This window comes from Pseudoalteromonas sp. S3776, assembly GCF_005886915.1.
In the GTDB taxonomy this organism is placed as follows: domain Bacteria; phylum Pseudomonadota; class Gammaproteobacteria; order Enterobacterales; family Alteromonadaceae; genus Pseudoalteromonas.
In genome coordinates this window covers 1-24,678 of sequence record NZ_PNCU01000025.1, presented here as the reverse complement: position 1 = coordinate 24,678, position 24,678 = coordinate 1, and the positions used below count along the sequence as shown (strand labels likewise).

The following is a 24,678-nucleotide window of genomic DNA, read 5'->3' as shown; positions in this document are numbered from 1 at the left end:
TTTTGTGAAAAAATTATTTAAATCAACAGCAGTAGCCGTGTTAGCAACATTAATGATGGGCACCTCTGCAAGTGCTTTCGCTCACAAAGTAGGCATTGTTGATATGCAAGAGATCTACAAGCAAATTCCTCAAATGGCTAAAATTGAGCAGTCTTTACAAACTGAGTTTGCTGAGCGTCGTCAAGAGCTGGAAAAACTACAAGGCGATATCCGCTTTGAAGCAGAAAAATTTAAGCGTGAAAGCACTACTATGAGCCAAGCTCAAAAAGATGCATTACGCGATAAAATCCAAGGCATGCAAAAAAACCTTGCTGAAAAAGGCCGTCCTTTAGAGCAAGAAATTAAAGCACGTCAAAACCAAGAGCTTGCTAAGGTTCAAGGTTTAATCATTAAAACAATTGAAGAAATTGCTAAAGATGGCGACTTCGATGAAGTTAAAGTTAAAGACACAACTATTTACTTTAACCCTAAAGAAGTAACTGATCTTTCAAGCAAAGTTGTATCAGCAGTTAGTAAGAAATAATCACTCTATGCAAAATTATACGCTTTCGCATATTGCGGAACTTCTAGGCGCCGAGCTTCAAGGTGATGGCGCTTTAGAAATTACAAAAATAGCTACACTTGCAAATGCCCGTTCTGGGCATATTGCATTTTTAGCGAACTCAAAATATCGCACCCAGCTTGAAACCACGCAAGCCAGCGCAGTTATTCTTAGCGAAGCCGATGCGCCGTATTTTAATGGCGCAAAAATCATTGTTGGCAATCCGTATGTAAGTTACGCAAAGCTTGCACAATTTATGGATACAACCCCGCAATCGGCGCAGCAGGGTATTCATGCCAGTGCCACTATTCACCCAAGTGCAACAGTAAGTGCAAGCGCAGCTATTGGTGCAAATGCAGTGATAGAAGCCGGCGCTGTTATTGGTGATAATGCACAAATTGGTCCGAACAGTTTTATTGGCGAACGTGTTAAAATAGGTTCTGGCACAAAGCTTTGGCCGAGTGTAACTATTTATCACGATGTTGAAATTGGCGCTGATTGTTTGTTCCAAGCAAATACGGTGGTTGGCAGTGACGGATTTGGCTATGCAAACGAGCGCGGGCAGTGGGTTAAAATACCACAGCTAGGCTCTGTGATTATTGGTGACAAGGTTGAAGTGGGCGCAAGCACAACAATTGACCGTGGCGCACTTGATAACACGATTATACATAGCAATGTAATCATTGATAACCAATGTCAAATAGCACACAACGTTGAAGTTAACTCGGGTACTGCCATTGCAGGTTGTACTGTACTGGCTGGCAGTGTCACCATAGGCAAAAACTGCCAAATTGGCGGGATGACAGCAATTAATGGTCACATGTCAGTATGTGATGGTGTTATAATTACCGGCATGAGTATGGTGACTAAATCGATCACCGAGCCGGGTATTTACTCATCTGGTATGCCCCATACAACTAATAAAGAATGGCGTAAATCAATTGCTCACTTGCGTAATCTTTCAGACATGAAAGCTCGTCTTAAAGCGCTTGAAGCATTGGCTAAGTCATAAACGTTGAACACAAATAAGGATGCTATTTTGGCAAACGAATTAAATAGCCTTGATATTCAAGAAATTTTAAGTTTATTACCCCATCGCTACCCGATGCTTTTAGTTGATCGTGTTATTGATTTTACACCAGGCGAAAAACTACATGCGATTAAAAACGTAACAGTTAATGAGCCGATTTTTACTGGTCACTTTCCAAACCAGCCAATTTTCCCAGGTGTGCTAATATTAGAGGCAATGGCGCAAGCAACTGGTTTACTTGGTTTTAAAACCGTTGAAAACCGTGGCGATAATGAGCTTTACTTATTTGCTGCAGTAGATAATGCGCGTTTTAAGCAGCCTGTAGTACCAGGCGATACTATGCATTTACATGTAGAGTTTTTAAAAGAGCGTCGCAATATATGGAAATTTGCCGCTGAAGCAAGAGTCGACGGCAAAGTAGTATGTAGTGCCGAAATTATGTGTGCGAGAAGAGAGTTTTAATAGTGATCCATTCTACAGCAATAATCGAACCTGGCGCTAAACTAGGCAACAATGTCTCAGTTGGTCCATATAGTTATATTGGCAATGATGTTGTGATCGGTGATGACTGTATTATTGAGTCTCACGTTGTTATTAAAGGGCCGTCTACAATTGGCTCTGGCAATCATATTTTTCAATTTGCGTCAGTGGGCGAAGCCTGCCAAGACAAAAAATATAACAACGAACCAACCACGCTTATCATAGGCGACAATAACGTTATTCGTGAGTGCGCAACGATTCACCGTGGTACTATTCAGGATCAAGGTGTTACTAAAATTGGTAGCAACAACTTATTTATGGCGTATACCCACGTTGCTCACGATGCTGTAATTGGCAACAACGTTATATTTGCTAACAATGCAAGCGTTGCAGGCCATGTGCATGTAGGTGATTGGGTTATTTTAGGTGGTAACTCAGGTGTGCATCAGTTTTGTAAAATTGGTGATCATGCCTTTATTGGCATGTACTCAGGTGTTAATAAAGATGTACCGCCATTTGTAACCACCATTGGTATGCCTGCAGGCCCTGCAGCGACCAATAAAGAAGGTATGAAGCGCCGTGGCTTTGAAAGCGATGAAATTATGGCTGTACGCCGTGCTTATAAAGCGTTTTATCGTAAGAGCTTAAGTGTTGATGAAGCAATTGCCTCGCTCAGCGATGATGCCGCTAAGTACCCTGCAGTACAAACTATGATTGATTTTGTAAAAAGCTCTGAGCGCGGAATCGTAAGATAAGCGTTTTTTACTTTTAAAAAACCACCTTAGAGTAATCGACGGTGGTTTTTTATTGCCTGAAACATACTTTAATTCAGTACACACTCAGCCACGTAAGGTTAACCTTTGCGCGAATTTTTATAATTAAAGCGCAGTTATGTCTTTTACTAAGTTAATTTTTACTCTCAGTTTTTTATCAATTTTAGCTGCGTGTAGCAGCCAACCTATAGTTACCTCTGCCAATGGCGAGCGTACTCAGTTAGGTAAAGCCTCTTTTTACGCTAATAAATACCATGGTCGTACAACGGCAAACGGTGAAACATTTAGCCAAAACGCATCCACAGCTGCGCATTTAGATTTACCCTTTGGTACAAAAGTGAAAGTTACAAACTTGGCAAATAATAAATCGGTAATCGTAAGAATTAACGATAGAGGTCCTTACGTTAGAGGGCGGGTTATTGATTTATCGCTAGGTATGTTTAAAAAAATTGCCGACCCTAAAGTCGGCGTTATCGATGTATCAATCAGCGTTTTAAAACCGAGTAGTTAAGGCAACGTAATCGGTATACTCTTCGCTAAGCGCTTTATGAGTACCTTGTGCTACTAGGTTGCCATTTTCTAGCCAAATAATATTATCCATTTGCGCTAAAAGAGCTGGGTCGTGGGTAATGGTGAGTACACTTGCGTTACTCATTACCTGCATAATAGCGTTCATTACCGTTTGCTTAGATTGATTATCAAGCCCTTCAGTAGGCTCATCAAGGACTAAAATGGCTGGGTTTTGTAATAAAGCTTGCGCAATGGCTATACGCCTTGATTGGCCTTGAGAAACGCTTCTTCCGCCTGTGCCTAAACGTGTTTTTAGACCATCTTGTAGCGCATTAAACCAAGGCGCTAGCTGGGCAAGGTTAATGGCTTCAAGCATTTCTTCTTTTGTGGCGTTTGGCTTTGCATAGCGTAAATTTTCACTGAGTGTGCCATCGAAAATATGGTGCTGCTGCGCGAGTATATTAATAACGCTTGCGCGGGTGTTGCTGCTTAGTGCGTGAAGATCTTCTGCGTTATTTTCATCACTTAGCCTAATGCTGCCTTGCTGCACTGGCCATAAGCCGGTGAGTAAATTAACCAATGTGCTTTTACCACTGCCGCTTCTGCCTACAATCGCTACTTTTTGCTGTGCTTTAAGGGTAAAGCTGATATTAGTTAAAGCGGTGTGCTCCTGGTATTTATAGGCAATGTTATTAAGCGCTAAAGTTGTGTTGTTTTTATCAAACTGTATCTCAATTAACTTAGTGCTATTAGCTTCTTGCGCTGTGACTTTATCTTCAAGTGTAAATAGGCGCTCAGCGGCTTTGAGTACATTGGGCAGCTCTATAAACGCGTTAGGGAGCAGTAAAACACTTTCAAAGCTTGCTAATACAAATAGGCTTAGCATAGCCAGCTCAACATTTACCATAGCGCCGCTATAAACCAAAGGTACAATAGTGACTATTGCGCCAAGCATAGCGAGTTGTACCACCAGCAGACTTAAACCGTCACTATTTGCTAGTGCTTTATGACGACTAAAAAGTTGTTGGTTATACTGCTCGTTTAGTTCATTACACTTTGAAATTTGCCCAGCACGAGCTTGATAAATACTCAGTTCTCTAAGGCCTGTTAGGGTGTCAGAAAGCTCTGATCTTAGTTGTGCACTGAGCTGTGTTTCTTTATGACTATTTTTATTTAATTTAGCACTTAATAGAGCTGGTAAAATAACACCAATTAATAAAATGCCGATAAAACAAATAAGCGCAACGTTAGCATTATAAGCCGCCATAAACACCATAATAATTGGCACACTCAATAGCGCCACTAGCATTGGCAGTAATATGTTTAAGTAAAATTTATCGAGCGCATCTACATCATTTTGTAAGCGGTTAACTAAATCGGCGCTGCGACTCATTGCTAAATCTACATTATTTAGCTTGCTTAGCGTGGCAAACATATTAACGCGTATTTCACTAAGTAGTAAAAATGTCGCGTTATGCGTTACTAAGCGCTCACCATAGCGTGATGCAGTTCGTACAATCGCTAAAAACCGAATGGTTCCTGCAGGGGTAAAGTAGTTCATGTGTACGCCAGCAATACCCGCTGCCGCCATTGAGGCTAAAAACCACCCCGATATGGCTAATAAGCCCACGTTTGCAAGTACCGTTAGCGTTGCTAAAAAGGTACCCAGTAGCATGGCTTTATAATGCGGGCGGCAAAGCGTTAATAGCCTAATAAAATTAGTCATTGTTTGCTCCTTGTGCTTGCAAATTAAGGAGTGATTTAAATGCGCCTTGTTGCTGCTCAAGTTGGCTGTAGGTGCCTTGCTGTGCTATTTCGCCATTTTGCATAACAAGGATGTTATTCGCGTTTTTCACCGTATTTAGCCGATGAGCAATGACCAACACTAAATGGTTTTTAGCGTAATGAGTTATAGCCTGCTGAATAAGGTGTTCGGTTTGGCTATCAAGGTGGGCTGTGGGTTCATCAAGCACTAAAATAGGGGCTTGTTTTAAAAACGCCCGTGCAAGGGCTATACGTTGTTTTTGCCCGCCAGAAAGCCCTTCACCTTGCTCACCTATCAATGTATTAAAGCCATTTGGTAATGTGTTTATAAAATCTAAAGCGCCAGCTTGGCGAGCTGCTTGCTCAATTTCTAATTGTGTAGCATCTGGTTTGGCTATTTTTATATTATCGCTAATGCTTTGATAAAATAGCGTGGGTGTTTGGGGTATCCACGCTATTGAATTTTGTAATGTATTAATGCTTGTCGCATCAAGTGGTTTATTATTAATACTTATCTGCTCAATCACCTGTGGGTGAAACCCTAATAAACAATCAAATAAAGTACTTTTACCTGAGCCACTTGCGCCCACTAAAGCGACTAACCCTTTACCGGGTAACGTAAGGTTTATATTTTTGATGCCTTCATGACTATTGGGATAAGTAAAGTTTAAGTTGTTTATGCTTATTGAGTTTAAAGGCGCCGCAAACGTTGTTTCATTTTGCTGTGATTGTTCAGGAAGCGGAGCATTTAAAATAGCGATCATATCGGCTGCGGCACTAATACCTTGCAAACGGGCATGGTAATGGCTGCCTAATTGGCGCAGGGGTAAATAAAACTCTGGAGCGAGTAGTAAAACAACAAAGCCAGTTGCAAAATCAAGCGTGCCAAAAAACAGCCTAAAACCAATAATTACCGCCACCAGTGCCACACTAATAGTGGCTAAAAATTCCAGTGCGAATGATGATAAAAAGGCAATTTTTAAAACACTGAGTGTGGCGTGCCTAAAGTCATCAGAAATGTTGGCTATTTGTTTAAGCTCTTTTTTCGTTGCGTTAAACAATTTAAGTTGTGTTAAACCTTGTACGCGGTCAAAAAAGTAATTCCCAAGTACAGCAAGTTGTTTCCATCGCTGTTGATTAAGTGCTTCAGCTTTATGGCCAACCAAAATCATAAAAAATGGAATAAGCGGGGCGGTTAATAAAAAGATTAAGCCAGCCTTATAATCGGTAGGGAATATAACCACTAATATTGCCAGCGGAATAAGCGCGCTGTAAGCAACGCCAGGTAAATATTTAGCGTAGTAATCGTGCAGTGCTTCAACGCCATCGTGTAAGGTGTTGAGTGTAGCGCCTTGGCCGTGTTGTTCAATATAACTTGGGCCAAGTTGCGTCAATTTGGTTAATAAGGTTTGGCGCATAGCCGATTTTATTTTAAGTGCCGCATAAGCACTGAGCCTTTCGCTAATAGCTAAAAATAGAGCCCTGAGTAAAATAATCCCCGCAAGCGGCCAAAGTAAGTGAGTTACTTGGCTAAGGCTTGCACCTGCAAACATAACGTTATGAATAGTGTGAGCCAGTAAGTACGCGCCTGCAATCATTAAAATAGCGTTAAATGTGCCCAGCGCAATACTTAACTTTAACCATGCACCCGCAGGCTTACTTTGCTTTTTTAAAAAAGCGCGCAGAGATTGCTGCTGCGCGCGATTTGGTCGGGGGTTAGTCGTCATCTTTTGTGTTGTTAGCTTCGTTTAGTAAATCGTGCATCGGTTGTTCATCATCAGCTATGCTGTTTTTATTTTGATGAAACTCGTACCACATTACATTTATAACACCTAAGGTACAGGCTAAAAGTACACCTAAAATCCAAGCGAAATACCACATAATTTAGTCTCCTTAGTAGCTACCGTGCGTGTTATTTTCAATTTCGTCTACCGTTACTCTGCGCCACATTTTTACGTAACACCAGGTGGTGTAGGCCAGTATTAACGGAATAAATATAACAACAGCAACAAACATAATATTAAGCGTTCTGTGGCTCGACACGGCATCCCAAATAGTTAAGCTAATATCAGGGTTATTAACAGATGGCATAATAAATGGAAACAACGACACACCTGCCGTCATAATAACGCCAATTAACATTATGCTGGTTGAAATAAGCCCAAGCGCTGGCTTGTTTAATTTTGAGAAAAGTAGTGCACTGAGTGCCATAACAAAGCCTAAAATAGGAAAGGTCATTGTCCATGGGCGCTCGCTGTAATTATTAAGCCATGCCCCTTGCGCTGTGCTGACGACTTTAGCCAACGGGTCCGCGTGGCTTTGCGTATCAGGCATAGACACAATTTGGTAGCCATCTATGTTTGCCACCCAAAAACCCGCAGCTGCAAACAATACAATAAATACCACTAAGGCGTAGCGCCCATATTGCGCTGAGCGCTGTGCAACCGCATCTGCTGTGCGCAGTTGTAGCCACATACCCGCATGGGCAATTAACATGGCTATACTAACTAAACCGGCCAGTAGGCCAAATGGGTTGAGTAAACCAAAAAACGAGCCTTGGTAACTTACACGTAATAAGTTATCTATGTTAAACGGTACCCCTAAAAATAGGTTACCAAATGCCACACCAAATACTAAAGCGGGTATAGCGCTGCCTGCAAATAGGCCCCAATCCCAGTTATTACGCCAACGTTTAGAGTCTATTTTTGAGCGATAATCAAAGCCAAGAGGTCTAAAAAATAGCGCAAACAGTACCAGCATCATGGCAAAGTAAAAGCCCGAAAATGCAGCGGCATACACCATAGGCCACGCTGCAAATAAAGCGCCGCCTGCGGTAATAAACCATACTTGGTTACCGTCCCAGTGTGCGCCAATGGTGTTAATTACCGTGCGGCGCTCTGAGTCTGTTTTACCCACGAGGCGAAGCAGCATAGCTACGCCCATATCCATGCCATCGGTGATAGCAAAGCCTATTAGCAGTACGCCAATGAGCAACCACCACAGCATTTTTAATGTTTCATAATCAAAAATCATAATTGCTCTCCTGCGTCTTTATCTGCTTTGTTTGGTAACTCAAAGTGATACTTACCGGTATGTAACGAGCTTGGGCCTTGTTTAATAAAGCGCAGCATTAACCAGCCTTCTACAATGGCAAGACCAGTGTAAAAAATAATGAATCCAGTTAAGCTAATTAAAATATCATTTACCGTTAGTGACGACGTGGCTAAAAAGGTCGGTAATATTTCTGATATAGCCCAAGGCTGACGACCATATTCGGCAACGATCCAACCAAATTCTATTGCAATCCATGGTAGCGGAATACTCAATACCGCAGCCCACAGCAACCAACGTTTTTGCTCAATAATACGATGGGCGTTGTAATAAAATGCCAATACAAATACTGCTAGCATGGCTACACCACAGGCCACCATAATCCTAAATGACCAAAACATAGGCCCCACTTTAGGGAAGGAGTCTTTTACTGCCATTTGAATGTGCTCCTCTGTGGCATCTACCACGTTAGGCGTATAGCGCTTGAGCAACAAGCCATAGCCTAGGTCATCTTTAAGAGCATCAAATTTAGCGATGTTTTCTTCGCTGTCATCGCCATTTCTAAGTTTTTCGAGATATTCGTACGCTATCATGCCGTTACGAATACGTACTTCGTGTTTTTTCTCTAAATCAGAAATACCAATCACTTGCTCATCTAAAGAGCGGGTAGCAATAATGCCCAATGCATAGGGAATCTTAACTGCTGCATGGGTTACTTGCTCGTCCGAATCAGGAAAACCAATAGCTGTAAATGCAGCAGGGGCTTCTTCTGTATGCCACTCAGCTTCTATTGTTGCTAGTTTTACTTTTTGAACCTCGCCCACTTCGTAGCCTGATTCGTCACCTAATAAAATAACACACAGTATGGACGCTAAACCAAAGCCCGATGCCACCGAGAACGAGCGTTTAGCAAAGGCTAAATCGCGACCTTTTAATATGTACCAACTACTAATACCCAGCACAAACATAGAAGCGGCTACATAACCTGCCGATACCGTATGAATAAACTTAACTTGTGCTACAGGGTTAAATACAAGCTCTGCAAAGTTAGTCATTTCCATGCGCATAGTCTCGTAGTTAAACTCTGCCCCTACAGGGTTTTGCATCCAGCCGTTAGCAATCAAAATCCACAGCGCCGACATATTGGTACCTAGCGCCATTAAAAATGTAGCGCCCAAATGTTGGCGTTTAGTTAGCCTATCCCAGCCTAAAAAGAACATACCCACAAAGGTTGATTCTAAAAAGAATGCCATTAAGCCTTCAATAGCGAGCGGCGCACCAAACACGTCACCCACGTAATGCGAGTAATAAGACCAGTTAGTACCAAACTCAAATTCCATGGTCAGGCCCGTTGCCACCCCAATAGCAAAGTTAATACCAAACAACTTTCCCCAAAACTTAGTCATATCACGATAAATTTCGCGACCGGTCATCACATAAACCGATTCCATAATAACTAAAATCCAGGTCATACCTATGGTTAAAGGCACGAATAAAAAATGGAAGAGTGCGGTAACAGCAAACTGTAATCGCGATAGATCCACAAAGGTTTCATCTATCATTTTTGGCTCCTTGAGGGTGACGGATTAACAAGGCAATCAATAATTGGCAACGTTAAATATAAAGAACTTTCAGTAATTACTGAAAGTTTGGAATATTATTGATGTTTGCACAATTTTTGTCAATAAACATATTAGAAAAAGTTAATATATATCCACCATGCTACATCAGTATTAAAAACATTCAATTGCTTGTGTCTATTTTGGTTGCAAAAACCATCTATTTAAAGCGTTTAATCAAACTCTAAAACACGGTAAACTAACCGCTATGAACGCCTGATAAACAAAGTCGAATGAATAAAGAGAAAAAACAACTACGTATTGGTATTGTGGCCGGTGAGCTGTCGGGCGATATTTTAGGCGAAGGCCTAATTAAAGCACTAAAAATGCACTTTCCTGATGCTATTTTTGAAGGCATTGCAGGGCCAAAAATGCAGGCGCAAGGCTGTAAAACCCTTTACGACATGGACGAGCTCTCGGTAATGGGGCTGGTTGAAGTATTAGGCCGTTTGCCGCGTTTACTTAAAATACGCAAACAGTTAGTACAACATTTTGTTGATAACCCACCCGATGTATTTATCGGCATTGATGCGCCCGATTTTAATTTACGCGTAGAAAAGCCTTTAAAAGATGCAGGCATTAAAACCATTCAATACGTAAGCCCATCAGTGTGGGCATGGCGTGAAAAGCGAATTCATACAATAAGTGCTGCTACTAACTTGGTGCTTGCTTTGCTACCGTTTGAAAAAGAATTTTACGATAAGCACCAAGTACCGTGCACATTTGTTGGGCACACCTTAGCTGACGATATAGCACTTGAACATGACGATAGCCAAGCGCGTGCAGAACTAGGGCTAAGCCTTGATGCTAAAGTACTGGCATTACTGCCAGGTAGCCGCGGCTCTGAAGTGGGCTTATTAAGCGAAACCTACATAAAAACAGCAGCGCAGTTACAAGCGAAAGACCCAAGTCTTAAAATTGTGGTGCCATTGGTAAATGAAAAACGTAAAGCGCAATTTAGTGATATTTTAAATGCCACAGCGCCAAACTTAAATGTAAACCTACTTGATGGGCAGTCAAAACTAGCCATGCAAGCGGCAGATGCCATATTACTTGCATCGGGCACCGCCACACTTGAAGGCATGTTATATAAAAAGCCTATGGTTGTGGGTTATAAAATTAAGCCAATGAGCTATTGGATTTTTAAAACCTTGTTTACCTTTAACATTAAATATTTTTCGCTGCCAAACTTATTAGCCGATGAAGAGCTAGTGCCGGAGTTTTTACAAAGTGAATGCAATGTGGCTAATTTAACAAGCGCACTTACACCTATGCTAAATACTGATAATAAAGAACTAAAGGCACGTTTTTTAGCTATTCACGAACAAATTAGATTAGATGCCAGCAAACAAGCAGCCAAAGCTGTGGCGGAGTTAATAAATGCAAATTGAACGACCTAACGTAACCTTTATTGCCGGAGTAGATGAAGTAGGGCGTGGCCCACTCGTCGGCGATGTTGTTACCGCTGCGGTAATACTTGACCCGGCCAACCCGATTGCAGGTTTAGCTGACTCTAAAAAGCTTACCGACAAAAAACGCCAAGCACTGGCTATAGAAATAAAACAAAAAGCCTTGTGCTACGCTATTGGTCGTTGCAGCCCAACTGAAATTGACGAGCTAAATATTTTACACGCAACGATGCTTGCAATGACGCGCGCAGTTGAAGCGCTAAGCACAAAACCAGAGTTTGTATTTGTAGATGGTGACCGTTTGCCTAAATTAGTAATGCCTGCTCAGGCTGTTGTGAAAGGCGACAGCTTAGTAGCCGAGATTTCAGCAGCCTCTATTTTAGCTAAAGTAGCGCGTGATGAGGAAATGCTCGAGCTTGACAAACGTTACCCGCAATACGGGTTTGCAGGGCATAAAGGGTACCCAACTAAAGCGCATTTTGCAGCGCTTGAGCAATACGGTGCTATAAATGAGCACCGTAAAAGCTTTAAGCCGGTACAACGTGTGTTAATGCAAGCAAAAGGTGAGGCATAAATAATGGCCGCTCCAGGTTTTGTACATTTACGCGTTCATTCAGACTTTTCGATGGTCGACGGCCTAGCTAAAACCAAACCTATTGTTGCTAAAGCGCAGGAGCTCGAAATGCCAGCGCTGGCAATCACAGATCAAATGAACTTTTGTGGTTTGGTACGGTTTTATGGTGCCACGCACAGTGCGGGTATAAAGCCGATTGTCGGCGCTGATTTTTGGCTGCGCAGCCCAGAATTTCCAGACGAACCTTGTCGCATTACGTTGCTAGCTAAAGACAACGACGGTTATAAAAATATTACCTTATTGATCTCCGAAGCGTATCAACGCGGGCATATATTTCACCGCCCAGTGATTGATCGAGAATGGCTAATTAAGCACAAAGAAGGGCTTATTATTCTCTCAGGCGCAAAAGATGGTGACTTAGGTAAAGCCTTATTAAAAAATAACCCAGGTGTTATTGAATCTGTAGTGAGCTTTTATAAGCAGCATTTTAGCGATCATTACTATTTAGAGCTTATCCGTACCAACCGTCCACTTGAAGAAGACTACCTGCATATGGCGGTAGAGCTGGCACACAAAGAGCAGCTGCCAGTTGTTGCCACCAACGAAGTGGTATTTTTAAAACCTGAGAACTTTGAAGCGCACGAAATTCGCGTGGCTATTTTTGATGGCTACACCCTTGATGACAAACGCCGCCCTAAGCGCTTTTCACAAGAGCAATATTTAAAAACGCCTGAGCAAATGGCGGAGCTATTTAGCGACATTCCTGAAGCACTGCAAAACACGGTAGAAATAGCTAAACGCTGTAACGTAACGGTGCAACTAGGCACGTACTTTTTGCCTGATTACCCCACAGGCTCGTTAAAAATTGAAGACTTTTTGGTTAAAGTTTCACAAGACGGCCTTGAAGAGCGCCTACAGTTTTTATTCCCTGATGAACAAGAGCGACAAGAAAAACGCGGCGAATACGACGCTCGCTTAAAAGTAGAGCTTGATGTAATTAACCAAATGGGTTTCCCAGGCTACTTCTTAATCGTAATGGAGTTTATTCAGTGGAGTAAAGATAACAATATTCCAGTGGGGCCAGGGCGTGGTTCGGGTGCCGGTTCATTAGTGGCGTATGCCCTTAAAATAACCGACCTAGATCCGCTGGAATTTGACTTACTCTTTGAGCGATTCTTAAACCCTGAACGTGTATCAATGCCCGATTTCGATGTCGACTTTTGTATGGATAGGCGTGATGAGGTAATTGACCACGTATCGGCATTGTATGGGCGGGACGCGGTATCACAAATTATTACCTTTGGTACGATGGCCGCAAAAGCAGTAATACGTGATGTAGGCCGTGTACTTGGCCACCCTTATGGGTTTGTTGATCGCATTTCTAAATTGATCCCAGGGGATCCCGGGATGACCCTTGCCAAAGCGTTTGAAGTAGAGCCGCGTTTACAAGAAGCCTACGATGGCGACTCAGAGGTAAAAGATTTAATCGACATGTGTCGCATCCTTGAAGGGTGTACACGTAATGCCGGTAAACACGCCGGTGGTGTTGTAATATCGCCGACGACCATTACCGACTTTGCTGCGCTTTATTGCGATGACGAAGGTAAGTTTCCGGTTACCCAGTTTGATAAAAACGACGTAGAAACCGCAGGCCTAGTTAAGTTCGATTTCTTGGGCTTACGTACACTGACCATTTTACAATGGGCGGTAGATATGACCAACGAGCGAATGAAGCGCGAAGGTAAAGACCCCGTTGATATAAACACCATTCCACTGGATGATAAAAAAAGTATAGAGCTATTGCTGCGCGCCGAAACAACCGCGGTATTCCAGCTAGAATCGCGCGGCATGAAAGACCTCGTACGCCGATTAAAGCCCGATTGTTTTGAAGATATGATTGCATTGGTAGCCTTATTCCGCCCAGGCCCGCTGCAATCAGGCATGGTAGATAACTTCATCGACCGTAAGCTTGGCCGAGAAGAAATTTCTTACCCCGATGCCCAATACCAACACGAAAGCTTAAAACCCATACTTGAGCCTACTTACGGCATTATTTTGTACCAAGAACAAGTAATGCAAATTGCCCAGGTACTCGCAGGTTATACGCTTGGTGGCGCCGACATGCTACGTCGTGCAATGGGTAAGAAAAAACCCGAAGAAATGGCTAAGCAGCGTTCAACCTTTGAAGACGGCGCTCGCAATAATGGTATAGATGGCGAACTGGCAATTAAAATTTTCGACCTGGTAGAAAAATTCGCCGGTTATGGTTTTAATAAATCTCACTCGGCAGCGTATGCACTGGTATCGTACCAAACGCTGTGGATGAAAACGCACCATCCGGCAGAGTTTATGGCTGCGGTAATGTCGGCCGATATGGATAACACCGACAAAATAGTGATTTTGGTGGATGAATGCGAAAACATGAAGCTCACCTTATTACCGCCTGATGTAAACGCCGGAGAATTTAAGTTTACGGTTAACCTCAAAGGTGAAATTGTTTACGGTATTGGTGCTATTAAAGGCGTAGGTGAAGCGCCGGTAGAGGCCATTTTAGAAGCGCGCGAAAAAGGCGGCCCGTTTAAAGACTTATTTGATTTTTGTGCCCGTGTAGATTTAAAGCGCTTAAATAAACGGGTGACCGAAAAATTAATTTACGCCGGTGCACTTGACCAACTAGGGCCAGAGAAAACCCAAGCAGGGCGTGCAACACTGCTGGCAAGTTTAAAAGATGCCATGCGCGCAGCCGATCAGCACAACAAAGCTGAGCAACTTGGGCAAAGCGACTTATTTGGCTTACTGGCCACCGAGCCTGATGAAGTTGAACAAGCCTTTATTAAAGCCACGCCGCTTACCGATAACCAATGGCTTGATGGCGAAAAAGACACCCTAGGCCTTTATTTAACAGGGCATCCGATAAATCAGTATCGGCGCGAGCTTAGACATTACACCAGCGGTAAGCTGGTGGATTTACAGCCAACTAATCGTGATGTACTCTCTACGGCGGCGGGGTTAGTTATTTCAGCGAGAACCTTAATTAATAAAAAAGGAAATCGTTGGGGCTTAATAACTTTAGATGACAAGAGCGCCCGTATTGATGTACGCTTGTTTCCTGAACAGTTCGAAATGTACCAAGAAATGCTTCAAGTAAACAATATCTTGGTAATATCTGGACAGGTCAGCTTTGATAACTTCTCCGGTGGCATTACAATGACCGCCAGAGAAATAAACACCATTGCTCAAGCGCGTGAAAAACGCCTCAAAGCGATTAAAATGACGCTGAACATGGTGCAAATCGAGGCAGGTTTCTTCGATAAATTACAAAAAGTACTCGAACCTTATAAAATGGGAACGTGTCCGATCAAGGTTTATTACCAGCGCCCCGATGCGTTGGCCCAATTAACCCTAGGGATCGAATGGTGTGTTACGCCCAGCGACGACTTAATTCACAAGTTATCACTTATGGCGGCACAAGATGTAGAACTAGAATTTAACTGATTAGGTAGTTTAGAGCATGAGCCTCAATTATCTTGATTTTGAGCTTCCGATTGCAGAATTAGAAGCAAAAATTGAAGAATTACAAAGCATAAGCCGCGCTGGCGAATTAGACCTTGAGTTAGAAGAGGAAGTCAGCAAACTAAAAGAAAAAAGCGCTAAGCAAAAAGAGGAAATATTCTCAAATTTAGGCGCTTGGCAAGTATCGCAGTTAGCACGTCATCCGTTGCGTCCTTACACTCGAGATTATATCGAGCGCATTTTCACGGAATTTGACGAGTTGGCAGGCGATCGTACTTTTGCAAACGATCCGGCTATTTTAGGCGGTGTAGCGCGTTTAGATGGCGAGCCAGTTATGGTTATTGGCCAGCAAAAAGGTCGTGATACAGCTGAAAAAATTAAACGTAACTTTGGTATGCCAAAACCAGAAGGCTACCGCAAGGCCTTACGTTTAATGGAAATGGCTGAGCGTTTTAAAATGCCAATTATGACCTTTATCGACACACCAGGGGCATACCCAGGCGTTGGCGCTGAAGAGCGCGGTCAGTCTGAGGCAATTGCACGTAACCTAAAAGTAATGGCGGCACTTAAAGTACCCACAATTTGTACGGTTATTGGCGAAGGCGGCTCAGGTGGTGCATTAGCCATTGGTGTTGGCGACAGAGTAAACATGTTGCAATACAGCACGTACTCAGTAATTTCGCCAGAAGGCTGTGCCTCAATTTTATGGAAAAGCGCAGACAAAGCACCACTAGCAGCAGAAGCGATGGGTGTTACAGCAGAGCGTGTTAAAGAGCTTGATTTAATTAACAACTTAGTTGAAGAGCCTTTAGGCGGTGCACACCGCAATTACGATGCTATGGCACGTAACTTAAAAACACGTTTAAAGCGCGACCTTGCAGACTTACAAGCGCTATCGCTTGAAGAGATGCTAGAGCAACGCTACAAACGTTTAATGTCGTTTGGTTACTGCTAATTAGCTAATCATTGCATTTATTATTAAAAAAGGCCGCTTATGCGGCTTTTTTGTTTTAAAATACTGCAAACATTAAATTTAAAGCGTATCCATGCAAGCTTCACTCATTTATCAGCATGTTAAACAGGCCCTTGAGCACTTTTTTAAGCACCAGCAGTATAACTTTACGGTGGCGCTTTCGGGTGGCGTGGATTCAGTGGTTTTGCTTCATGTAATGCATTTACTAAAGCAAGAAATACCAACGTTAAACGTAAACGCGATTTATGTTAATCATGGTTTAAGCCAATACGCTAATGACTGGCAGCGCTTTTGCCAAAACGTATGTACTGAGCTAAATGTTCCGTTTAATGCCGCGCAGGTAACAATCAACCCACAAACACGAACAAGTCTTGAAGCGCAAGCACGTGAAGCGCGTTACAAAGCACTTGATGAGCTAAGCCCTATGGGCAGTGTTATTTTGCTAGGGCAGCATTTAAACGATCAAATAGAAACATTTTTACTGCGTTTAAAGCGCGGCTCTGGCTTAAAAGGGTTAGGCGCAATGCAAAAATTGCGTGAATTACCAAGCGGGCGAATATGCTACAGGCCGCTTTTAAGTATTACGCGCAGTGATATAGAGCACTTTGCCACAGAGTTTAATATTACGCATATTACAGATGACTCAAATACCGATGAGCGATTTGATCGTAACTTTTTGCGTGCACGTGTAGTCCCCTTACTTGCAAAGCGTTTTAAGGGATTTGAGCACTGTGCAGGGCGCAGCATTGAGTTACTACAGCAACAACAAGCGCTACTTGATGAATACACTGAGCTTGACTTAAAACAAAGTATAAACGCCCAACAAGCATTGAGTGTTAGCCAAATAACCACTTACAGCGATGTGCGTATAACTAATGTAATGCGTGCTTGGCTTAGCTTATTTACCCAAGTCATGCCCTCACAAAAGCAGCTTTTGCAAATAATTAATCAAGCCATAAATGCGCAGGTAGATGCGCAAATGCAAGTTGATTTAAGTGAGGGGCAAATACGTCGCCATCAAGGTTTTTTGTATTTTGTAACACCACACACCCCCTTAGCTGATGAAGCGCTAACAAGTAATGAGCTTTTACTTAATGATGGGCGCGTATTAATAAAGCAACAAGGTAAAGGCCTACGAGCCCCATTACCTAACGAACAAGTAACAGTGCGCTTTAAATGCAATAGTGTGCGTATAAAGCCAGTAAATAAACCCGGCAGCAATACGCTTAAACATTGGTTTAAAGATGCAAAAGTAGCCCCATGGCTAAGAGGGCGTGTGCCGTTAATATTTTATAACGATGAACTTGTACAAGTAGTGGGCTATTTTGTAAGTGAAAAACACCAAGACGAAAATGGTATTTTTTGGGAGTGTAAATAAATGAGTCAACAGCCACATGTAGGCTTATCGTTAGTTAATAAAGCACCTATAGGCATGGCAATAACAGCGTTAGTTGCCGTTATAGCCAATGTATTGCTAGAGCTAAATATTATTACGCTTGGTTATGCTGTAACCGGCGGCATCGTTTCGGCCGTTTTATTACTTGCTTATTGGCTAGGCAAAGGCGGGTTATTTTTTATTTTAGGGGTGAGTATTCCACTGGTATTAGTGCTATTAACACCGCTTGCAAGTATTGCTGCATTATTAAATTTAGTGAGTGGCTTCTTTTTTGGCTTTTTTGCAGCATTGCTTATTTATAAATTAGTTAAACCAGCTGATATAAATAAACCTAATTAGTAAGGCTTTAGCTTTTAGTGCACCGTTTTAGACTGAAGTTTTTTGCAATAAAAAAGCCTAGCGGGGGAAGCTAGGCTTTTTTATTAATTCAGCTACGTAAATATTAATAGGCTTTAGCGCAGTTACGTCCTGATGCTTTGGCTTTGTATAAGCCTTTGTCTGCACGAGCGAATATCTCTGTTTCGCAATCTTGGCTATTGGCTAGGGTAAAGCCAATGCTGGTGGTTACTTTGTATTTAGCCATTAAGCTTGAGTTTCTGACTAAGTGCATTATACGCTCAGCAATCACTTTGTTTGTAGTAAATTCAGGGTCTTCAATAATTAAAGAAAACTCATCGCCACCAAATCTAAACACAGAGTCTGTGCCGCGTATACTGCTGCAAAGTACCTGCGAAAACTCTTTCAATACATCGTCACCTACTTTGTGGCCATAATTGTCATTTACTTGTTTAAAGTTATCTAAATCAAGCAGCATTAAACTAAAAGGGCGTTGGTAACGGCGGCAGTTTTCGAGCTTTTGCGATAAAATGTCATTAAATTGACTGCGGTTATTTAATCCGGTGAGCGCATCTTTTGTAGCAAGCTTTAACACTCGGCTATACATCATTGCGTTACGCAGTGGGTACACAAGGGCGCTGTGCAAGGCGCGTAATTTGTTTTCAATCGCTTTACTAATAGGGTATTGGCTAAAGTAAATTAGTTGTCCTAAATGCTCGCGACCAATAGCTAAATCGTAAGAGTACGGGCTAGTGTTCGTGTTGCTATCTGAGGTTTGTGCAGTACCTAGCGTTGATTGAAACTGCAGCCCTGAAAAGTTAAGTAGTTGTTTGGCAAATTTTGCATATATAGCCAATACATCTTCTATTACAAGGCTTGTTTGCAGCTCAGTCACTAAATCGTGCGTTGCCGCTGTTTCGTTTGTATGTGTTTGCTCAGCTGAAAACGGCAAAAAATCGCCGCGGCCAGACACGCGTTGTGTCAAAATATGGACATTTTCCATTAAAATCTTCCCCCAGGGTGTTACTTTGCAATAACTAAGCTATTTTTATGCCATATTTTAAAATTGCTTGATAAACATATGGTTGCTATATTTAAGGCTCATTTCCTAGTTTTATTGACGCTGGAGGCCGAGTTTGCAAAGTATAAACGCTCAAATTTTTGGCTTATTAGTGGCGGCGGTACTTTTTGTATGGTTTTTTAAGCGCATTGGCTTGCCGCCTATTTTAGCGTATTTAGCAACGGGGGTTTTAGCCGGTAGCCATGGCATTGGCTGGCTTACTCAATCTCACGAAATAGAGTTTATTGCTGAGCTGGGCATCGTATTTTTACTGTTTAGTTTAGGGCTCGAATTTTCTATATCGCGGCTAATGGCTATGCGCAATATTGTGTTTGGTCTGGGCTCGTTACAAGTTGGTGTGACCAGCTTGCTCTTCATTATTATTTTATATTGTTTAGATTTTTCCTTACTCACCAGTTTTACCATTGGCACAATTATGGCGCTTTCTTCAACTGCTGTGGTGGTAAAGCTATTAAAAGAAACAGGCGAGCTAAACCAGCGTCGTGGGCAGCTGGCGGTGGGCGTATTGCTGTTTCAAGATATTGCCGTTGTGCCCTTACTTATTATTTTGCCATTGTTTGCCTCAAGCGACTCGCAAAGTATTAGTTGGGCGCTGGCATTTGCGCTAACAAAAGGCGCGTTTGTGTGCTTATTACTGTGGGCGATTGGTAAATGGGTGTTGCCTAAAGTATTTAAAGAAATAGCGCAGGTACGAACCGATGAGCTGTTTGTACTTACTACTATTTTGGTGGCGTTATTTGCCGGCTTTTTAACTTACATGTTTGGTTTATCTATGGCGCTTGGGGCATTTTTAGCCGGCATGATGCTAGGAGAGAGCCATTACCGCCATCAGCTAGAGGCCGATATAAGACCCTTTCGCGATATATTAATGGGGCTGTTTTTTGTCACTGTGGGAATGCAGCTCGACATTTTATTTGTGCTTTCGCATGGGGTAGTAATTATCGGTGCGTTATTTGGTTTATTAATATTAAAAATTACCGTGCTGGCTTTAAGTGCCCGATTAATGCATGAGCGCAATCAAGACTCGTTGGCGTGCGGCATTATGCTGTGGCAAATGGGTGAATTTGGCTTTGTGCTTATTGCTTTGGCAAGTCAGCATGCGTTATTAAATTCAGAGCAAGCCTCATTTTTAATTGCCTTAGGGGTGCTTTCGATGGCGCTAACCCCATTTTTAATTGATAAAACCCCACTTATTTTAAAGCAATTAGGCATTTTAGATCACCCCAGTATGGCGAGGGAAAGCGAGCCTAAAAGTAGCACTTTATATAACGATCATGTGGTTATTTGCGGCTTTTCACGCGTAGGACAAACTATAGCGCGATTTTTAAAACCCGAAGCCATAGATTACGTTGCCATAGAAAGTAACCCTATTTTGGTACAAGAGGGCAAAGCTGCAGGTGAGCCGGTAATATTTGGCTATGTAAAACAAAAAGATATTTTAAAGTGCGCAGGGGTAGAGCGAGCACGCTTAGTGATTATCACCTTTACAGAACTTGAGCACGCACACGTGGTTATAGATGCCATAAAGCAACTGGCGCCCAACGTTAAAATACTAATAAGAACCCGCGATGACAGCCAATTAAACAACTTAAAAGAGCTCGGTGTTACTGAGGTGGTACCTGAGTCGCTAGAGGCAAGCTTAATGTTGGTTTCACATGTGTTGTCGATGTCGGGTGTCCCGATGACACGCATTGTGCGCCGTGTGAGTAAAGAGCGCCGTAATCGCTACCCGCTTATGCAAAGTTTTTACGCCGGCTATTTTAAAGACAGCGAAGAAACCTCCTCTGAGCGCTTAGAGTACTTACACGTAGTTGCGTTGCCGGATCAAGCCTATGCGGTGGATAAAACAATAGATGAACTTAACTTATCTAAACGCCGCGTGACCGTAAAAGCTTTGCGCCGAGAAGGGCAAGAAATAGACGACCCCTCAACCAACACCACATTGTGCGCAAACGATGTACTGGTACTGCAAGGTAAACCAAGGCGGGTAGAGCGAGTAGAGCATTACCTTCTTGGTGGGCTTGAATAAAACAACTGCTTTAGTCTAGCTCTAAAAATTGGCGTATTTCAGGGAGCTTTTTCATGCCATCTTCGTAGCCAATTTGAATAAGGTGCTGAGTGTAGCGTTTTTCGAATAATAAATAGCTAGTTAAACTTGATTGCGAATGTTTTTTCACACCAATTGTTCGCAGCAGCAACTTAATAGCCCACGGCATATCGCTGTAGTATTGCGCGGCAATATCGTTAAAGTTTTTTGATGGGTTAATAATGCAGGTTTCTATTTGTTTTAGCTCTTGATGTTTGTCGCGCGCTGGAAGCAGGCCCAAAGTGCGATTTACACGCTCAAGGCGCTCAAGGTCGGCTTGCATGGTGTCGCTAAATACACTATCGAGTAAATGGCCAGCCACAGCAGAAAGCCCAGGGTAGTGAGGCGAATACCCTGCAGGGTGAGACTCTTTTGGCTGGTCTACACCAATAATAAATATTTTTTCGGCACCCAAGTGAATAGATGGGCTGAGTGGTGAAAGTTGGTGAATAGAGCCATCGCCAAAATAATGGTTAAACACATTCACACTTGGAAACACCATAGGAATAGCACTTGATGCCATTAAATGCTCAACATTAATGCGCATTGGGCGCCCTTCTCGCTTAGCGCGTTGCCAGGGCTTATTAGTGTTTGACTGAAAAAATGCAACTGAGTCACCGGTTGTATAGCTTGAAGCCGTAATAGAAATCGCTTCTAAATAATTGCGGTGTAAATTACGCTCAATACGGTGTAAGTCTAAAATTTCGTTTAATAAACCACGTAAAGGGCGGTTATTTAGCAAACTGCCAGGTGGATGGTTTATGTGCTCAGACTGAAAACTGGTTAATATATTGCGTGCGATATGGCCAAATACACTTAAAAAGTCGCTTTTGTAGACCATAGACGTTGAAAAGTTTTTCCATACCGACTCAAGCTTGCGTACCGCCAAATGCGCACACGAGGCATAGCAGGCTAAAGCTGCAGAATTGATCGCGCCTGCAGAAGTGCCATTAATAATTCTAAAGGGCAATGGTGCGGTGCGGGGCATACTATGGGCAAGCGCTTTGAGTACGCCTACTTGATAAGCAGCGCGAGCGCCACCACCTGTAAGTAATAGGGCTATTTTAGGTTTATGTGGGTCAACTTGCTGGATTTTCATAGTGATGCTTGAACTGCTTAACGTCTTTTCTTTATTTATCAACTTTAAGTCTTTAAGCTAGAAGAATCAAAGAATAACTGAGTTACTATGGCTGGTTGTTCTAATTAGTAAGTGTAGGTTTATATACTAAAGCCTATATTTAAAGTAATAGTGATTACCAATAGTGAATTTTTTCCACTCAGGGTACTCTGAGTAATATGCATTTAAATTTATGGAGTTTGTATGTCAGATAAACCAGAAGCGTCAGATGTTCAAAAACGTCCGCCTAAAAACAATTTTTTATTCGCCGTTATTATTCTAATCATTTTAGTGTGTGCCGCTGCGTTCGTTTTGCTGTCGCCCACTGATGAGCCGCAAACTCGTACAGAGGTAGAGCAAACACCTAAAGAGCAACCGGTAATGGAGCTCAAACCTGAAAACGATCCTGTGGTTGAAGCGCCTTCGGTAAAGCCAGAAAAACCAGCTGAGCTTGCAGTTCCAGCGCAGCGTCCTGCTGAGCCAGAGGCTGAAGTTGAGCCATTACCAACCCTTGATGAAAGCGACACCGTAGTGGTTGCTAAAATGGATGAGTACCTAAGCGATTCGGTAATGAGCCTAATGGTCACCGATGATGTAATTCGCCGTGGTGTTGTATTTATAGATAACATTGCCAAAGGCAAAATTGCTAAAAAGCACACGCCCGTAGTTAAACCAGAAGAAGAATTTAGCGTAAACGAAGGGGATATTTTAACTATTGACCCTAATAGCTACGAGCGCTACACCCCGTACGTAAAAGTATTTACGAGCATGAGCGCCGCCCAAGCTGTGCGCATGTACGAGCAATACAAGCCATTAATCAACAGCGCGTACAGTGAAATTGGTTACGGCGATGATGAATTTAATCAAACCCTAGAAGATGCTATTGAGTTATTACTTGATACACCGGAGCCAGAAGGCGAGTTACCGCTACTGCGTGACTCGGTTACTTATCAGTATGCGTTTTCTGAATGGGAGCAATTACCGGCTGCACAAAAACAGCTATTACGTATGGGCCCAGAAAACATGAAAAAAGTAAAAGCAGCACTGCGTAAAATTAAAGCCGAGTTAGAGCGTAATTAATAGGCATTAAAGGCTGTTTTTAACCGCGATTGTATATGAAGTATGCAATCGCACTTTCTTTTTTGATTATCCCTTGAATAACACTCCAAAAGTAGAGATAATCTTTCCCGCGCCAACCAAGGCCCTCAATGGTAGTCTTATTGGTCCTCTCGCAACACTAGCAGGCGAACCTGGTCAGGCCCGGAAGGGAGCAGCCACAGTTTGTGACGTGTGTGCCGAGATGTGGCTGGTAAGACTGCCACCCAAATTCCTCATTTGGGTGAAATTAAATCCTTTTCAAATTATCCATTACTAACAGCGTTAAATATTTAGCATTACGATTGCTGTTTATCTAATATTACTGCTTCTTCATTTGGGGGTATTCCTACATCAGTAACTTTTGAATCTGTATTAACTTATTATTTACAGGTACTTATTCGAGGGCTAAGATGAATGCATTATTATATATGAACATTTTTCAATTTATAAAACGACAAACGTCGAGACAAAGTTGTTGGGTGTTTTTTTGGGGCTAGTGAATGAATAAAGAAAAATTAATTCTCCAAAGTTGGTTAACTAAAATAGAAAATGATAGACCACCTTTATGTATGCGTGCTTGGTTTAACCCAGCCTTATGGCTTATGTTAGCTCTTATAATACTAATTTGACTTCAACTCGGCGAAAACAAGGAAATCAGCACAATTGTGGTTGTTGCGTGCTCATCTTTACTTGGTTTAGTCGTTGGGTTTATTTCATCACTTCAAGCAAGTTTAAAACAGTGGCCCTATATTAAAAAGCATATAAATACAGAAAGTATAAAAAGTAAAATAAGTGAATTAAACACATAATAAGCTTTTGACAGAACGTTATAAACATAAGTAATCGGTGAGTTGTTTATTTTGCTTAAAGTATTTAAAGTATTTAAAGTATTTAAAGTATTTAAAGTATTTAAAGTATTTAAAGTATTTAAAGTATTTAAAGTGTTTTTGTTGTTACTCTGTGTTTCATTTTTCTCCTACTTTTGGGTAGTAAAGCATTTTAGCTTATTTACCATTGCAACGGCTTTTATAGTATTACAAACCCAATTGTTGCTTAGTGCTTTTAGGCGTAGTACACCACGGAGGTTTTATGCGAATCATTTTTACAATCACATTGTTTTTATTCTTGCCGTTTACCGCACTAGCAGATGAAACAATCACTATTTATGTAAAAGAATCAAATTATTTAAGTAGGGCGTGTTGAACTTTGCGGATTGAAATTTGTTCAATCTAGGGGCGATTAAATCGCGGCGCGAGGTTTTTAACCTAGTGGGCTAAGTAAAAACCGAGCAACAAAGAGTTTATCGCCCCTAGGCAGAACCCGAAGG

General features: G+C 42.1%; 20 protein-coding genes and 1 other RNA gene. 14 read left to right on the top strand and 7 right to left on the bottom strand.

Going from position 1 to position 24,678, the window contains the following annotated elements:
• Positions 1–4 precede the first annotated feature (4 nt).
• The 5 genes from CWC16_RS11305 (at position 5) to CWC16_RS11285 (ending at position 3,335) form a co-directional block, all read left to right on the top strand.
• Positions 5–523, top strand: coding sequence for an OmpH/Skp family outer membrane protein (locus CWC16_RS11305; protein ID WP_055016162.1), 519 nt, complete (start codon positions 5–7; stop codon positions 521–523).
• Between the two features lie 7 nt (positions 524–530).
• The gene (gene lpxD / locus CWC16_RS11300; RefSeq protein WP_055016161.1) at positions 531–1,553 is read left to right on the top strand and encodes a UDP-3-O-(3-hydroxymyristoyl)glucosamine N-acyltransferase; all 1,023 of its coding nucleotides are present in this window, start codon (positions 531–533) and stop codon (positions 1,551–1,553) included.
• Positions 1,554–1,580: 27 nt separating this feature from the next.
• Positions 1,581–2,033 (top strand): 3-hydroxyacyl-ACP dehydratase FabZ, encoded by a 453-nt coding sequence (fabZ, locus tag CWC16_RS11295; RefSeq protein WP_055018255.1) that lies wholly within the window; start codon positions 1,581–1,583, stop codon positions 2,031–2,033.
• Between the two features lie 2 nt (positions 2,034–2,035).
• Positions 2,036–2,806, top strand: coding sequence for an acyl-ACP--UDP-N-acetylglucosamine O-acyltransferase (lpxA, locus tag CWC16_RS11290; protein WP_138541623.1), 771 nt, complete (start codon positions 2,036–2,038; stop codon positions 2,804–2,806).
• Positions 2,807–2,942: 136 nt separating this feature from the next.
• Positions 2,943–3,335: a septal ring lytic transglycosylase RlpA family protein gene (locus CWC16_RS11285; protein ID WP_138541622.1), complete on the top strand. Its 393-nt coding sequence runs from the start codon at positions 2,943–2,945 to the stop codon at positions 3,333–3,335.
• On the opposite strand, the gene cydC is transcribed toward CWC16_RS11285, so the two are convergent.
• From cydC to CWC16_RS11260, 5 genes are read right to left on the bottom strand one after another with little or no spacing between them, the layout of a single operon-like run.
• A complete protein-coding gene (cydC, locus tag CWC16_RS11280) occupies positions 3,318–5,060 on the bottom strand; it encodes a thiol reductant ABC exporter subunit CydC (protein ID WP_138541621.1) in 1,743 nt (580 codons plus the stop codon). The genes CWC16_RS11285 and cydC overlap by 18 nt on opposite strands.
• Positions 5,053–6,825, bottom strand: coding sequence for a thiol reductant ABC exporter subunit CydD (cydD, locus tag CWC16_RS11275; protein ID WP_138541620.1), 1,773 nt, complete (start codon positions 6,823–6,825; stop codon positions 5,053–5,055). Before cydD ends, cydC begins: the two co-directional genes overlap by 8 nt.
• Complete coding sequence (gene cydX, locus CWC16_RS11270; RefSeq protein ID WP_004586934.1) at positions 6,815–6,979, bottom strand: cytochrome bd-I oxidase subunit CydX; 165 nt, start codon at positions 6,977–6,979, stop codon at positions 6,815–6,817. The genes cydD and cydX overlap by 11 nt, the downstream gene beginning before the upstream one ends.
• Positions 6,980–6,991: 12 nt before the next feature.
• A complete protein-coding gene (gene cydB, locus CWC16_RS11265; RefSeq protein ID WP_055016155.1) occupies positions 6,992–8,131 on the bottom strand; it encodes a cytochrome d ubiquinol oxidase subunit II in 1,140 nt (379 codons plus the stop codon).
• A complete protein-coding gene (locus tag CWC16_RS11260; RefSeq protein WP_138541619.1) occupies positions 8,128–9,711 on the bottom strand; it encodes a cytochrome ubiquinol oxidase subunit I in 1,584 nt (527 codons plus the stop codon). The genes cydB and CWC16_RS11260 overlap by 4 nt, the downstream gene beginning before the upstream one ends.
• Before the next feature lie 290 nt (positions 9,712–10,001).
• On the opposite strand from CWC16_RS11260, the gene lpxB reads away from it, so the two are divergent.
• The 6 genes from lpxB to CWC16_RS11230 all read left to right on the top strand — a co-directional run bounded on the left by lpxB (position 10,002) and on the right by CWC16_RS11230 (position 17,972).
• Entirely contained in the window at positions 10,002–11,159 is a 1,158-nt protein-coding gene (gene lpxB, locus CWC16_RS11255) for a lipid-A-disaccharide synthase (protein WP_055018250.1), read from the top strand.
• Entirely contained in the window at positions 11,149–11,751 is a 603-nt protein-coding gene (gene rnhB, locus CWC16_RS11250; RefSeq protein ID WP_138541618.1) for a ribonuclease HII, read from the top strand. The genes lpxB and rnhB overlap by 11 nt, the downstream gene beginning before the upstream one ends.
• A gap of 3 nt (positions 11,752–11,754) precedes the next feature.
• Entirely contained in the window at positions 11,755–15,246 is a 3,492-nt protein-coding gene (dnaE, locus tag CWC16_RS11245; RefSeq protein ID WP_138541617.1) for a DNA polymerase III subunit alpha, read from the top strand.
• A gap of 16 nt (positions 15,247–15,262) precedes the next feature.
• A complete protein-coding gene (gene accA / locus CWC16_RS11240) occupies positions 15,263–16,219 on the top strand; it encodes an acetyl-CoA carboxylase carboxyl transferase subunit alpha (RefSeq protein WP_055016150.1) in 957 nt (318 codons plus the stop codon).
• Positions 16,220–16,310: 91 nt separating this feature from the next.
• Positions 16,311–17,615 (top strand): tRNA lysidine(34) synthetase TilS, encoded by a 1,305-nt coding sequence (gene tilS / locus CWC16_RS11235; RefSeq protein WP_138541616.1) that lies wholly within the window; start codon positions 16,311–16,313, stop codon positions 17,613–17,615.
• Positions 17,616–17,972: a hypothetical protein gene (locus tag CWC16_RS11230; RefSeq protein WP_138541615.1), complete on the top strand. Its 357-nt coding sequence runs from the start codon at positions 17,616–17,618 to the stop codon at positions 17,970–17,972.
• A 103-nt stretch (positions 17,973–18,075) separates the two neighbouring features.
• Here the strand turns inward: CWC16_RS11230 and CWC16_RS11225 are convergent, their stop codons facing one another.
• Positions 18,076–18,972 (bottom strand): GGDEF domain-containing protein, encoded by an 897-nt coding sequence (locus CWC16_RS11225; protein WP_138541614.1) that lies wholly within the window; start codon positions 18,970–18,972, stop codon positions 18,076–18,078.
• A gap of 133 nt (positions 18,973–19,105) precedes the next feature.
• On the opposite strand from CWC16_RS11225, the gene CWC16_RS11220 reads away from it, so the two are divergent.
• Complete coding sequence (locus tag CWC16_RS11220; protein WP_138541613.1) at positions 19,106–21,079, top strand: monovalent cation:proton antiporter family protein; 1,974 nt, start codon at positions 19,106–19,108, stop codon at positions 21,077–21,079.
• Between the two features lie 10 nt (positions 21,080–21,089).
• On the opposite strand, the gene CWC16_RS11215 is transcribed toward CWC16_RS11220, so the two are convergent.
• Positions 21,090–22,235: a patatin-like phospholipase family protein gene (locus CWC16_RS11215; protein WP_055016145.1), complete on the bottom strand. Its 1,146-nt coding sequence runs from the start codon at positions 22,233–22,235 to the stop codon at positions 21,090–21,092.
• A 222-nt stretch (positions 22,236–22,457) separates the two neighbouring features.
• Between CWC16_RS11215 and CWC16_RS11210 the strand changes: the two genes are divergently transcribed.
• Together CWC16_RS11210 and ffs are read left to right on the top strand one after the other, a co-directional pair.
• Positions 22,458–23,333 (top strand): DUF3014 domain-containing protein, encoded by an 876-nt coding sequence (locus CWC16_RS11210; RefSeq protein ID WP_138541612.1) that lies wholly within the window; start codon positions 22,458–22,460, stop codon positions 23,331–23,333.
• A 138-nt stretch (positions 23,334–23,471) separates the two neighbouring features.
• Positions 23,472–23,568: signal recognition particle sRNA small type (gene ffs / locus CWC16_RS11205), an RNA gene on the top strand.
• Positions 23,569–24,678: the final 1,110 nt, after the last annotated feature.

What these genes read in the sequence shown, in the direction of transcription:
- rnhB (WP_138541618.1), top strand. Translation starts at nt 11,149, where the DNA reads ATGCAAATTGAACGACCTAACGTAACCTTTATTGCCGGAGTAGATGAA.
- lpxB (WP_055018250.1), top strand. Translation starts at nt 10,002, where the DNA reads ATGAATAAAGAGAAAAAACAACTACGTATTGGTATTGTGGCCGGTGAG.
- lpxD (WP_055016161.1), top strand. Translation starts at nt 531, where the DNA reads ATGCAAAATTATACGCTTTCGCATATTGCGGAACTTCTAGGCGCCGAG.
- CWC16_RS11215 (WP_055016145.1), bottom strand. Translation starts at nt 22,235, where the DNA reads ATGAAAATCCAGCAAGTTGACCCACATAAACCTAAAATAGCCCTATTA.
- cydD (WP_138541620.1), bottom strand. Translation starts at nt 6,825, where the DNA reads ATGACGACTAACCCCCGACCAAATCGCGCGCAGCAGCAATCTCTGCGC.
- CWC16_RS11225 (WP_138541614.1), bottom strand. Translation starts at nt 18,972, where the DNA reads ATGGAAAATGTCCATATTTTGACACAACGCGTGTCTGGCCGCGGCGAT.
- cydX (WP_004586934.1), bottom strand. Translation starts at nt 6,979, where the DNA reads ATGTGGTATTTCGCTTGGATTTTAGGTGTACTTTTAGCCTGTACCTTA.
- CWC16_RS11260 (WP_138541619.1), bottom strand. Translation starts at nt 9,711, where the DNA reads ATGATAGATGAAACCTTTGTGGATCTATCGCGATTACAGTTTGCTGTT.
- cydB (WP_055016155.1), bottom strand. Translation starts at nt 8,131, where the DNA reads ATGATTTTTGATTATGAAACATTAAAAATGCTGTGGTGGTTGCTCATT.
- dnaE (WP_138541617.1), top strand. Translation starts at nt 11,755, where the DNA reads ATGGCCGCTCCAGGTTTTGTACATTTACGCGTTCATTCAGACTTTTCG.
- CWC16_RS11230 (WP_138541615.1), top strand. Translation starts at nt 17,616, where the DNA reads ATGAGTCAACAGCCACATGTAGGCTTATCGTTAGTTAATAAAGCACCT.
- CWC16_RS11285 (WP_138541622.1), top strand. Translation starts at nt 2,943, where the DNA reads ATGTCTTTTACTAAGTTAATTTTTACTCTCAGTTTTTTATCAATTTTA.
- tilS (WP_138541616.1), top strand. Translation starts at nt 16,311, where the DNA reads ATGCAAGCTTCACTCATTTATCAGCATGTTAAACAGGCCCTTGAGCAC.
- cydC (WP_138541621.1), bottom strand. Translation starts at nt 5,060, where the DNA reads ATGACTAATTTTATTAGGCTATTAACGCTTTGCCGCCCGCATTATAAA.
- accA (WP_055016150.1), top strand. Translation starts at nt 15,263, where the DNA reads ATGAGCCTCAATTATCTTGATTTTGAGCTTCCGATTGCAGAATTAGAA.
- CWC16_RS11210 (WP_138541612.1), top strand. Translation starts at nt 22,458, where the DNA reads ATGTCAGATAAACCAGAAGCGTCAGATGTTCAAAAACGTCCGCCTAAA.